This window comes from Limnohabitans sp. 2KL-51 (assembly GCF_003063645.1).
Taxonomy (GTDB): domain Bacteria; phylum Pseudomonadota; class Gammaproteobacteria; order Burkholderiales; family Burkholderiaceae_C; genus Limnohabitans_A.
Genome location: NZ_NESJ01000030.1, coordinates 23,234 through 35,086, shown reverse-complemented (window position 1 = coordinate 35,086; position 11,853 = coordinate 23,234). Strand labels below are relative to the sequence as shown.

Sequence of the window (11,853 nt, the reverse complement as noted above, 5' to 3'; positions counted from 1 at the left end):
TTGAGCCTTGGAAATTACACAGGAATGGGAAAACGAGTTTCAAATCGGCACCAAATAAAATTGACCGCTAGGCCACGCCAGTATTGGCTTTCTCTACAAATTAACCCGGTTTAACCGGACACTACTGGTCTTAAGTCAATTTTCAACCGGGGAGCATCATTTTTCGTTGCGCCAGGCCAATGGGCATGTTCGACGTTGGCTGAGGCGACCATGCCCAGTTGTGGAGAACCGCAATCGAAGGAGCCTGTGGCGCTGGGCTTGTACATGTAGCACGCCAGGCGGCTCATGAGCTGCGAGAAAGATTGGCGAAGCATGTGAAGGCCTTTTGGGGTGAAAATCCGTCAATAAACGGTATATACAGTATGCAGTTTTTTTATCGCCTGTGGCTTTATCGAAAACCCTTGATTTTCATGGGATGTCAGCCCTTTTGAGCAGTCAATTCATGGCATTCCGGCAGAGACTGCCGGATGCGCAGTGAAGGCTGGGGCACAAGGTGCAGCTTCTACAATCCTTGACTATGCTGACAGACATCTCCCAGAACACATCTTCCCCCTTGCTCGCCCAGCTCAATGAGGAGCAATACCGGGCCGTGGCCTTGCCGCCGGAGCATGCGCTGATCTTGGCGGGCGCAGGTTCGGGCAAAACCCGGGTGCTGACCACTCGCATCGCCTGGTTGCTGCAGACCTCGCAGGTCTCGCCCGGCGGCATTTTGGCGGTGACCTTCACCAACAAGGCGGCCAAAGAGATGAAGCTGCGCTTGCAGTCCATGCTGCCGGTGAACGTGAATGCGATGTGGATCGGCACGTTTCACGGCCTGTGCAACCGCTTTTTGCGGGCGCATCACCAGCTGGCGGGGCTGCCGCAGACGTTCCAAATTTTGGACACGCAAGACCAGCTGTCGGCCGTTAAGCGGCTGTGCAAGCAGTTCAATGTGGACGAAGATCGCTTTCCGCCCAAGCAGGTGCAGTATTTCATTTCGGGTTGCAAAGAAGACGGCCAGCGCCCTCTTGATGTGAAGGTGCGCGACGATGAGACGCGACGCAAGGTGGATCTGTACCAGCTGTACGAGGAGCAATGCCAGCGCGAGGGCGTGGTGGACTTTGGCGAGCTGATGCTGCGCACTTACGAGCTGCTGCGTGACAACCTGCATGTGCGTGAGCATTACCGCCGCCGCTTTCGCCATATTTTGGTGGACGAGTTTCAGGACACCAACAAGCTGCAATACGCCTGGCTCAAACAGCTGGCAGGTTTGCCGGGTGAGGGCGGACAAGCATCAAGCGGTGGCGCGATCTTGGCTGTGGGCGATGACGATCAGAGCATCTACGCCTTCCGTGGCGCACGGGTGGGCAACATGGCCGACTTTGTGCGCGAGTTCCAGGTGCAGCACCAGATCAAGCTGGAGCAAAACTACCGCAGCTTCAGCAATATTCTGGATTCGGCCAACCACCTGATCAGTCACAACAAAACCCGGCTGGGCAAAACCTTGCGCACGACCCAAGGCGCGGGTGAGCCGGTGCGCGTGGTGGAGTCGCCGTCTGACTTTGCCGAGGCGCAGTGGCTGGTGGAAGAGCTGCGCCAGTTGGTCAAACAAGACGGTTTTGAGCGCAAGGAAGTGGCCCTCCTGTACCGCAGCAACGCGCAGAGCCGGGTGCTGGAAACCGCGCTGTTCAATGCCGGTTTCCCCTACCGCGTGTACGGCGGTTTGCGCTTTTTTGAACGTGCCGAGATCAAGCATGCGCTGGCTTATTTGCGCCTGATGGAGAACCCCAACGACGACACCAGTTTTTTGCGGGTGGTCAACTTTCCGCCGCGTGGCATTGGGGCCCGCAGCATCGAGCAGTTGCAAGACGCAGCCCGTGCGGCAGGTTGTTCGTTGCACGATGCGGTGAGCGCCACCACCGGCAAGGCCGGGGCCAATCTGGCCGCTTTTGTGGCCATGGTCGATGTGCTGCGCGAGCAGACCGAAGGCATGACGCTGCGCGAGATCATCGATTTGGTGCTCGACAAAACCGGCTTGGTGAACCACTACCGCGCCGAAAAAGAAGGCGCGGACCGGGTGGAGAACTTGGAGGAATTGGTCAACGCCGCCGAGAGCTTTGTCACGCAAGAGGGCTTTGGCCGCAGTGCAGTGGCCATGCCGCAGGGTTTGACGCAAAGCCCGGCCAGCCAGGGCTTGAGCGCTGCGCCTGCATCAGACCTCGGCACGGTTGACGAGTTCAGCGAAGACGGCGTCACCATGAGCCCGCTCGCAGCATTTCTCACCCATGCGTCGCTGGAGGCGGGCGATAATCAGGCGCAGGCCGGTGAAGACGCGGTGCAGCTCATGACAGTGCACGCCAGCAAGGGCTTGGAGTTTGACGCGGTGTTCATCACCGGCCTGGAGGAAGGCCTGTTTCCGCACGAAAACGCGATGAACGACTTTGACGGACTGGAAGAAGAGCGCCGCCTGATGTATGTGGCCATCACTCGCGCCCGCAAGCGCCTTTACCTCAGCCATTCGCAAACCCGCATGCTGCACGGCCAGACCCGCTACAACCTGAAAAGCCGCTTTCTGGAAGAGTTGCCCGACGAGTGCCTTAAGTGGGTGACGCCCAAAAGTGCCGGGTTTTCGAACCTGGGCAGCGCGGGCGGTGGGGGCGGCAATGGCGCTGGGGCTTCGGGTGGCGGCTGGCCGCAAACCCCGGCCTTCAACCGCCACGTGCGTCCTGCCTGGGGCCAAAGCAGCCTGAGCACCGAAACCTACAAAAGCCCGCCCGTGCCAGTGCAAAAAGCCGCGCCCGAGCATGGCATCACGGCCGGTAAAAATGTGTTTCACACCAAGTTTGGTGAGGGCAAAGTCTTGGCTGTTGAAGGCATGGGCACAGATGCCCGCGCCCAGGTCAACTTTCCGCGCCACGGCATCAAATGGCTGGCGCTGAGTGTGGCTAAACTCACGCTGGTGTGAGCCCTTTTGCGTCCCCTTTTTTTGCGGCCACTGCGAGCCAAGCTATTTTTGATGGAACTCTAAAACGATGACCAAACATTTGGATCTGGGCTGTGGCCTGAAACCGCGCAACCCCTATGGGGCCGACACGACCTTCGGCTGTGATGTGCGCGACATTGACCTCGCTGTGGAGAAGATTGGCTTTGATTACAAGCGTGTCAATCTCGTGGTCGAGCCTATTCCCTATCCCGATGGGTTTTTTGATTCGGTCTCGGCCTTTGATTTTTTGGAGCACATTCCAAGGCAAATGGTTTTGCCCAACGGCGAGGTGACCAATCCATTCATCAATGTCATGAGCGAGATCCACCGTGTGTTGGTGCCTGGCGGACGTTTGTTGGCATTTACGCCCGCTTATCCCAGAACAGAAGCCTTCTCAGACCCCACCCATGTGAACTTCATCACCGATAAAACGCACGAGTACTTTGTGGGGGCCCAGCCCAGCGGGGCCATGTACGGTTTTAAAGGGGCTTTTGAAGCCTTGCAAGTTCTTTGGGAAGCCCCTGCCAATGTTTATGATTTGAACCAACCGCCTTGGCGTAAAACCATGAGACGTGTGCACCGGAAATTTTTCCGAGGCGGCATGGCGCACATTCTTTGGGAGTTCGCGGCCATCGGCAAATAGTTCCATGGGACGCACGCCGCCAGACCCCATCCTCTTGCAATGACTTTTTAACCCGACCATTTTCATGAAAATCACCCAAGATACCGTTGTCACCATGCACCACAAAGTGGTGAATGCCCAAGGCCAGTTGCTCGACAAGACGCAAGAGCCCACGTCATACCTGCATGGTGGTTACGACAATACTTTCCCAAAAATTGAAGAAGCGCTGGAAGGCCAGGAAGTGGGCTTCAGCACCACGCTCAAGCTGGCCCCGGCCGACGCCTTTGGTGAGCGTGATGAGGGGTTGGTTCAGACCATTCCCAAAAGCGAATTTCCACCGGGTGTGAAGGTGGGTGGGCAGCTGCGCGGGCGCTCTGCTGAGTGGCAAGAGCAGGTCTTCAATGTGGTGAAGATCAAGGGCGACAAGGTGATTCTGGACGCCAACCACCCCTGGGCTGGTCAACATCTGACGCTGACGCTCAAGGTGCTGGAGGTGCGCGCCGCCAGTGCCGATGAGGTGACGCACCGTCACGCGCACGGTGCGCACGGCCACCACCACTGATCAGCCCTGGGCCGTTGGCCCCGGTCGTGCCGATCACGTCAGTTGAGAGGCTCGGGTGCAGCTTCGTCGAGCACGTCGGTGGCAAAGCAGTCGCGCACTGAAAACAGCATGGAGCTGAAGAACATGGCCGCCACCATCAGTGCCATGGGCATGAAGGTGGCCATCATCAGTTGGGGGTTGCCCAACAGGCTGGTGATCAACAAGGCCAGCACCCCAGAGGCCAGGAAAATCGCAGCCCAGGCCACCACGTAAACCCCAAATGCCTTGAGGTTGCGCCAGCAGGCCATGAAGCTAAAAAACAGACTTTTTACCGCGGGCATGCCGTACCAGTGCACCAGTGCTGGCGCATGCCAGAACATCATTGAGAGTGGCATGTAAAACAGCATCGATACCCACAAGGCGGTCTGGAACGATTCGGCCGTCACCACCTCGGGTGTCATGGGCGCGCCGCCAAAGTAGACCTTGGCAAAAGTGCCCCCATCGACCACCGTCGATATGCCCATCACCAGCAAGAAAATGAGCGCGTACAGCCCGCCCAGCTGTAGCATGTTTTTGCGGTACGGACCTGCCTTGAACGCCACAAACAGCAAGCTGGGCATGGGAAATTTGCCATCTGAGGCCACTTGCGTGGCCGCCATCATGCCCAGTGTGAGCGCGGGCAGCACCACCAAGGCCAACGCGCCGCCGATAAACGGCACCACCGAGACCAGCGATACGGTGATCATGAAGATGAAAAACAGCCCCGACATGGCCAGTGGCTGACGCCAGAAGGTGCGCATGCCTTGGCGGGCCCATTTCAGGCCGGCACTGGCGGGAACAATTTGCAGGTTCATGGTGTCACAAGAGCTTGGAAGTGCAGACAGGGTGATGGACGCGGCCCAGCAGCACGCGTTCGAAATGGGTCGGATCGTGCGGCGTGAGCATGGCGGCTTCGCGGGGCAGATGGTAGTCCCACAGGCGCGAAATCCAAAAACGCAGAGCCCCCGCACGCAAAAGGGCTGGCAACAATGTGCGCTCGGCCGCGCTCAAAGGACGCGCACGGTTGTAGGCCTGCACCAAGGCCCGGGCACGTTCGCTGACATGGGTACCTGTGGGCAAGTCGGTGCACCAGTCGTTCAGGCAAACCGCCAAGTCAAACAGCCAGGTGTCCACGCCCGCAAAGTAAAAGTCAAAAAACCCCGTCAGCTGCTCGCCTTCGAACATGACATTGTCGCGAAACAGGTCGGCATGCACGGGGCCCCGGGGCAGGGCGGCATAAGCTGCGCCCTGAGCGATGTGGTTTTGGTAGGCCAGCTCGCTGCGCAACAGACCCGCCTGGGTTTCGTTTAAATAGGGCAGCACCACCGGCACGGTTTCGTTCCACCAAGGCAGACCGCGCAAATTGGGCTGGCTGCGGTTGTAGTCGGCTCCGGCCAGGTGCATGCGCGCCAGCATGTCACCCACGGCGGCGCAGTGCACGGCTTGGGGATGCAGTTGGCTTTGTCCGGCCAGCTTGTTCACTACGGCAGCCGGTTTGCCGTTCACGGTGTGCAGCACATCGCCATCGCGGTTGGCGGCCGGGTTGGGTACCGGGATGCCGCGCTCGGCCAGGTGCTTCATCAGGAACAGATAAAAGGGCAGTTGCTCGTGCGTCAGTCGCTCAAACAAGGTCAGCACGAAATCACCCTGATGGGTTGACGCAAAGTAGTTGGTGTTCTCAATGCCGCCCTTGATGCCGCGCAAAGCCGTCAGCTGGCCCAGATTCAGGGCTTGCATCAGGTCGTTGGCCTGGGTTTCGGTGACTTCGGTGTATACCGCCATGGGAAGAGGGTCAAAGCGCCAGAAGGAGGGCTGGCTGAGGTGAGAAAATGACGATTGTAAAGTGCGCAAAGCCCTCAATGACCTGGACAGGGCTGACTGTGCGGGGCCGATGTGGCAAAGCGAAGCGCCTCTGAGGCCCCGCGCAGTCAGCCTTGGCCGGGTCTGCACTGGTTGGCCCAGTACAGACGGGGAGATCGGGTGGCCGGGTCTGCGTGGTTGGGGATCGGGGGCCGGGCCTGTGCCAGGCTTCAGAGGCGCTTAGCTTTGCCGCATCACCCTGACACAGGCCCAGCCCCCAATCCTTCTTGCTCACTTGGGTGTCAACCCGGTACACAATCGAGGGATGAGCGACAACACCCCCAACACATCCCAACCGACCCTCTTGCTGGTCGACGGCTCCAGCTACCTGTACCGCGCCTTCCACGCCATGCCCGACCTGCGGGCGGTGCCGGGCGACCCGACGAGCGCCGCCACAGGGGCCATTCGCGGCATGATCAACATGATGGAGCGGCTGCGCAAGGACGTGCCCGCCGTGTATGCCGTGTGCGTGTTCGACGCCAAAGGCCCCACTTTTCGCGACGAGCTGTACCCCGAGTACAAGGCCAACCGCAGCCCCATGCCCGATGACCTTCGCAGCCAAATCGAGCCCATCCACGAATTGGTGCGCCTGATGGGCTGGACCGTGCTGGACGTGCCGGGTGTGGAGGCTGACGACGTGATTGCCACGCTGGCGCATGTGGCTGCCCAGCAGGGCATCCAAGTCACGGTGTCGAGCGGTGACAAGGATTTGAGCCAGTTGGTCAATGAGCACATCACCATCATCGACACCATGAACGGCAAGGTGCGCGATGTGGCGGGCGTGACGGCTGAGTTTGGCGTGCCGCCCTCGCTCATGATCGATTACCAAACCCTGGTTGGCGACACGGTGGACAACGTGCCCGGCGTGGCCAAGGTGGGCCCCAAGACGGCTGCCAAATGGCTGATGGAATACGGCTCGCTCGACAAGCTGATGGAAAACGCCCACGACATCAAGGGCGTGGCGGGCGAGAACCTGCGCCAAGCGGTGGACTGGCTGCCCAAGGGCCGGGCGCTCGTGACCATGAAAACCGATTGCGACCTGAACGCCTGGGTGCCCGATTTGCCGTCGCTGGCCAGCCTGCACCTGCACGAGCCCGACAAAGACAAATTGCTGAATTTTTACCAAACCTACGGCTTCAAGGGCCTGGTGCAGTCGCTGGGCGGGGTTGTGCCTGCGCCTGTGGCCAAGGTCAAAACCGCCAAACCCAAAGACACTGGCATGGGCGACTTGTTTGGCTCGGTGCCTGACGATGAGCCAGCAGTGGCCCCCGTGCTCGACACCGCCGCCAGCTCGGTGCAAGGTGATTTGAAATACGACACGGTGCTGGACTGGGCCGCGTTCGACAACTGGCTCGCCCGGATCGAGCAAGCGCCGCTCACGGCCATCGACACCGAAACCACTTCGCTTGACGCCATGCGCGCAGAGATCGTGGGCATTTCGCTGAGCGTCACGCCCGGCGAGGCGGCCTACATTCCGCTGGCCCACAACGGCCCCGGTGCGCCCGAGCAGTTGCCGCTGGCCGATGTGCTGGCCAAGCTCAAGCCTTGGCTGGAGAACCCGGCCCGCCTGAAATTGGGCCAGAACGTCAAATACGACCGCCATGTGCTGGCCAACCACGGCATTGAGGTGCAGGGCTACGCCCACGACACCATGCTGGAAAGCTATGTGCTCGAAGTGCACAAACCGCATGGCCTTTCAAGTCTTGCCGAGCGGCATGTTGGGCGCCGGGGCGTGACCTATGAAGACCTGTGCGGCAAGGGTGCGCACCAGATCCCGTTTGCGCAGGTGGACGTGGACAAGGCGGCGCACTATTCGTGTGAAGACTCAGACCAGTGCCTGGACGTGCATTTGGCCCTGTGGCCGCAAATCGAGGCGCATGCGGGCCTGAAGTACGTGTACGAGCTGGAGATCAAGACCAGTGAAGCGCTGTACCGCATCGAGCGCAACGGTGTGCTGATCGACGCGCCCACGCTGGCCGCGCAAAGCCAAGCGCTGGGCGAGCGCATTGTGCAGCTCGAAACCGAAGCCTACGAGATTGCGGGCCAGCCCTTCAACCTGGCCAGCCCCAAGCAGCTGGGTGAAATATTTTTTGACAAGCTGGGCCTGCCTGTCATCAAGAAAACCGCCACGGGTGCACGCAGCACCGACGAAGAGGTGCTGGAAAAACTGGCCGAAGACTACCCGCTGCCCGCCCGCATTTTGGAGCACCGCAGTCTGTCCAAACTCAAAGGCACTTACACCGACAAGCTGGCGCAACTGGCCTTGCCGCGCACGGGTCGAGTGCACACCCATTACGCGCAGGCTGTGGCCGTGACCGGCCGCTTGTCGAGCAACGAGCCGAATTTGCAAAACATCCCGGTGCGCACCGCCGAGGGGCGCAAGGTGCGCGAGGCCTTTGTGGCCCCCGAAGGCTGCGTCATTGCGAGCGCCGATTACAGCCAGATCGAGCTGCGCATCATGGCGCACCTGAGCGATGACCCTGCTTTGCTCAAAGCCTTTCACGATGGTCTGGACGTGCACAAGGCCACGGCCGCCGAGGTGTTTGGTGCAACGCCCGATACCGTGAGCAGCGAGCAGCGGCGCTACGCCAAGACCATCAACTTCGGGCTGATTTACGGCATGAGCGCTTTTGGTCTGGCCAAGGCGCTCACCATCGACAACACCGCCGCCAAGAACTACATCACCCGCTACTTTGAGCGCTTTGCTGGCGTCAAGCACTACATGGACGCGACCCGCGAGCAGGCCAAGGCGATGGGTTATGTCGAAACCGTGTTTGGCCGCCGCCTGGTGCTGCCCGAGATCAACAGCCCCAACGGCCCACGCCGCGCCGGGGCCGAGCGCGCCGCCATCAACGCGCCCATGCAGGGTACAGCGGCCGATCTGATCAAGCTGAGCATGGTGGCGGTGCAAAAGGCGTTGGACGAGCAAGGCAAGGCCACCAAAGTCATCATGCAGGTGCATGACGAACTGGTGTTCGAGGTGCCACAGGCTGAAATCGAATGGGTGCGCACTGAGATCCCGCGCATCATGGCCGGTGTGGCCGATCTGAAAGTGCCGCTGCTTGCCGAAGTGGGCTTTGGGCCGAATTGGGAGCAGGCGCACTGAGGCTGACTTCGTGGGAGCCCACCCCGTCGGCGAATGGATTCAAGGGCGTGTGCCACGCCCATCGCCCACGGGGTGGGCTCCTACAAAATAGGTGCGGGTTCTGGCCAAGGCGCGTGCTTTTGCATGATGGTTTCGAACAGCTCGGAGGACTCAAAACTGGCCAGCCACTTTGCCAAGGCAGGCCACGGCTGCGCTGCAAACCAGGTCGGATTGGTGTGGGCGTATTGCCGCACAAAGGGGGCCACGGCTGCATCGGCCATGCCGAAGTGCTCGCCAGCCAATTCAGGTTGTACGCGAAGCCGTGCATCCAGCGTGCGCAACCAAATTGCCGCCTCATCGCGGTCGGCCACACCGCTCTCCAAGCCCGAGCGGTTGGGGTATTTGTAGCGGTCCAGTTGCTGCTTGAAAGGTCCGTCGTTGTGCGCGATCAGCGCCAGCGCATCGGCCATGCCCGCATTCGACGCAGGCAGCCAGTCCATTGGGTCGTGCTGGTGCAGGGCCCAGAACATGATGTCCATGCTTTGCTCCAGCACTTTGCTGCCCGCAGTTCCGTGCAGCCACAACACAGGCACCGTGCCTTTGGGCGACAGGGCCAGCATGTGAGCGGGTTTGTTTTTTAGCACCACTTCGCGGTGTTCGTAAACCATGCCGCTCACGTACAGGGCCAGCCGGGCCCGCATGGCATAAGGGCAGCGGCGAAACGAATACAAAACGGGCAGGGCGGAATCGGACATGGCGGCAGTGTAATTGCCTGACTCAAGCGCCCACTACACACCTGGGTTCCCTATCCCGGCCGCCCATTGCCGCTTTTGTGCAGGCCCGATGCGACTGTGCCAAGATAAAGCCCTTTTTATTGCACGACCGAGGAGACATCCCTTGAACCAGAACATGATTGAAGACACGCAAGCCTTGCTGGGCGGGCGCCTGGGTGATGCCGGGGCCACCCGCCGCGTGGCACTGAAAGCCGCTTTGGGCGTGGGTTATGCCGCAGCCGCCATGCCCATCATGGCGCAGACTGCCATCAAAACCCCTTTGACTGGCTTGGTCTCGGGCGAAGTGACCATCGACGTGAATGGTTTCAAGATGCCGGTCTACCGCAGCGCACCGGCGGGCAAGACCGGTTTGCCGGTCGTGCTCGTCATTTCTGAGATTTTTGGTGTGCACGAGTACATCGCCGACGTCACGCGCCGCCTGGCCCAGGCCGGGTACATGGCCATCGCCCCCGAGCTGTTTGTACGCCAGGGTGACCCCAACGAGTACGGCGAAATCGCCAAGCTGCAGGCTGAAATCATTTCTAAAGTGCCCGATGCGCAGGTCATGGGCGACCTGGACGCCTGCGTGGCCTGGGCCGCAGCCAATGGCGGCAACACCGACAAACTGGCGATCACCGGCTTTTGCTGGGGTGGGCGCATCACCTGGTTGTATGCGGCGCACCAGCCCAAGCTCAAGGCGGGTGTGGCGTGGTACGGCCGATTGGTGGGCAACGCCACGGCGCAAACGCCCGCGCACCCGTTGGCATTGGCGGGTCAGCTCAAGGCCCCGGTGCTGGGTTTGTACGGCGCGGCGGACACCGGCATTCCCCTTGACACGGTGGACAAGATGAAAGAAGCCTTGGCGCAAGGGCCTGCAGCGGCCAAAGCCAGTGAGTTTGTGGTTTATCCTGAGGCCCCGCACGCGTTTCATGCCGACTACCGTAGCAGCTACCGCAAGGGGCCCGCTGAAGACGGCTGGCAGCGTTTGCTGGCCTGGCTCAAGCGCCAGGGGGTGGCCTGATTTTTTGATGCAACAACCGCCCTTTGGGGCGGTTTGTTTTGGAGTGCCAAGCACTTCGTGGATGCAAGATGACTTTATTGGCGATTTTATTGGGCACTTTGGTGGCGGGCATCGGCAGCGTCTGGCTGGCCGCATGGCTGAGTTTTGGCGTGCTCAGCCGCTACACCCAGCACATGCTCAGCCTGGCCGCAGGGGCCTTGTTGGCCACGGCTTTTTTGCACTTGCTGCCTGAGGCCTTTGAGAGTGAAGCCGGGGCTCACGCATTGTTCATGACTTTGCTGATTGGCCTGGTGTTTTTCTTTTTGCTCGACAAGGCTGAGCTGTGGCACCACGGGCACGAACATGGTCACGACCATGGCCATCACGGCCACGTGCATGGTGATGCGCAGGCCTCAGGTCATGGCCACGAAGCGCACGGCCACCCACACGCTCACCATGCCGAAGAGAAGTTGCGCGGTCAATGGGCCGTGCTGGCGGGCGACAGCGTGCATTGCTTTGGCGATGGCATCCTGATCGCCTCGGCCTTCATCGCCGACATGCGCTTGGGCGTGATCGCGGCACTGGCCGTGTTGGCGCACGAAGTTCCGCACCACATGGGCGACTTGGCCGTGTTGCGCCAGGGCAGCAGCAGCCGCCAGGCGGCCATCGTCAAGGTGTCGATGGCCGGGGCCATCACCGCTTTGGGCGGGGCGGTGGGCTATGTGCTGGTCGACGCCCTGCACGACTGGCTGCCGTATTTCCTGGTGGTGGCCAGCAGCAGCTTTGTTTATGTGGCGCTGGCCGATTTGATCCCGCAGCTGCAAAAACGCCTGTCCGCACGCGAAACCGCCTCGCAGATTCTCTGGCTTGGCGTAGGCATGGGCATGGTGGTCATCGTCAGCGCCTTGGCAGGGCACCAGCACTGACGCGGCTGTTCAAACGGGCGTGTGCCACGCCCATCGCGCACGGGG

At 60.7% G+C, this 11,853-nt stretch carries 9 protein-coding genes; 6 read left to right on the top strand and 3 right to left on the bottom strand.

Annotated elements, in window-relative coordinates; genetic code table 11:
* The first annotated feature begins 517 nt into the window (after positions 1-517).
* The 3 genes from B9Z49_RS20580 (at position 518) to B9Z49_RS20570 (ending at position 4,146) form a co-directional block, all read left to right on the top strand.
* A complete protein-coding gene (locus B9Z49_RS20580; RefSeq protein WP_108355317.1) occupies positions 518-2,944 on the top strand; it encodes a UvrD-helicase domain-containing protein in 2,427 nt (808 codons plus the stop codon).
* 67 nt (positions 2,945-3,011) lie between these two features.
* Complete coding sequence (locus B9Z49_RS20575; protein ID WP_108355316.1) at positions 3,012-3,605, top strand: class I SAM-dependent methyltransferase; 594 nt, start codon at positions 3,012-3,014, stop codon at positions 3,603-3,605.
* A gap of 64 nt (positions 3,606-3,669) precedes the next feature.
* Positions 3,670-4,146, top strand: coding sequence for a peptidylprolyl isomerase (locus B9Z49_RS20570; RefSeq protein WP_108355315.1), 477 nt, complete (start codon positions 3,670-3,672; stop codon positions 4,144-4,146).
* Between the two features lie 38 nt (positions 4,147-4,184).
* Here the strand turns inward: B9Z49_RS20570 and B9Z49_RS20565 are convergent, their stop codons facing one another.
* The gene (locus B9Z49_RS20565) at positions 4,185-4,979 is read right to left on the bottom strand and encodes a BPSS1780 family membrane protein (protein WP_108355314.1); all 795 of its coding nucleotides are present in this window, start codon (positions 4,977-4,979) and stop codon (positions 4,185-4,187) included.
* A 4-nt stretch (positions 4,980-4,983) separates the two neighbouring features.
* Positions 4,984-5,946, bottom strand: a complete 963-nt coding sequence (locus B9Z49_RS20560; protein ID WP_108355313.1) for a homoserine kinase — start codon at positions 5,944-5,946, stop codon at positions 4,984-4,986.
* A 343-nt stretch (positions 5,947-6,289) separates the two neighbouring features.
* Between B9Z49_RS20560 and polA the strand changes: the two genes are divergently transcribed.
* The gene (gene polA / locus B9Z49_RS20555) at positions 6,290-9,130 is read left to right on the top strand and encodes a DNA polymerase I (protein ID WP_108355312.1); all 2,841 of its coding nucleotides are present in this window, start codon (positions 6,290-6,292) and stop codon (positions 9,128-9,130) included.
* Between the two features lie 80 nt (positions 9,131-9,210).
* Here polA and B9Z49_RS20550 read toward each other — a convergent pair whose 3' ends face one another.
* Positions 9,211-9,864, bottom strand: coding sequence for a glutathione S-transferase (locus B9Z49_RS20550; RefSeq protein WP_108355311.1), 654 nt, complete (start codon positions 9,862-9,864; stop codon positions 9,211-9,213).
* 154 nt (positions 9,865-10,018) lie between these two features.
* Between B9Z49_RS20550 and B9Z49_RS20545 the strand changes: the two genes are divergently transcribed.
* Together B9Z49_RS20545 and B9Z49_RS20540 are read left to right on the top strand one after the other, a co-directional pair.
* Positions 10,019-10,903 carry a dienelactone hydrolase family protein gene (locus B9Z49_RS20545; RefSeq protein WP_233254744.1) on the top strand — a complete coding sequence of 295 codons (885 nt, stop codon included), beginning with the start codon at positions 10,019-10,021 and terminating at the stop codon, positions 10,901-10,903.
* A gap of 68 nt (positions 10,904-10,971) precedes the next feature.
* Positions 10,972-11,808, top strand: a complete 837-nt coding sequence (locus B9Z49_RS20540) for a ZIP family metal transporter (protein WP_108355309.1) — start codon at positions 10,972-10,974, stop codon at positions 11,806-11,808.
* Positions 11,809-11,853: the final 45 nt, after the last annotated feature.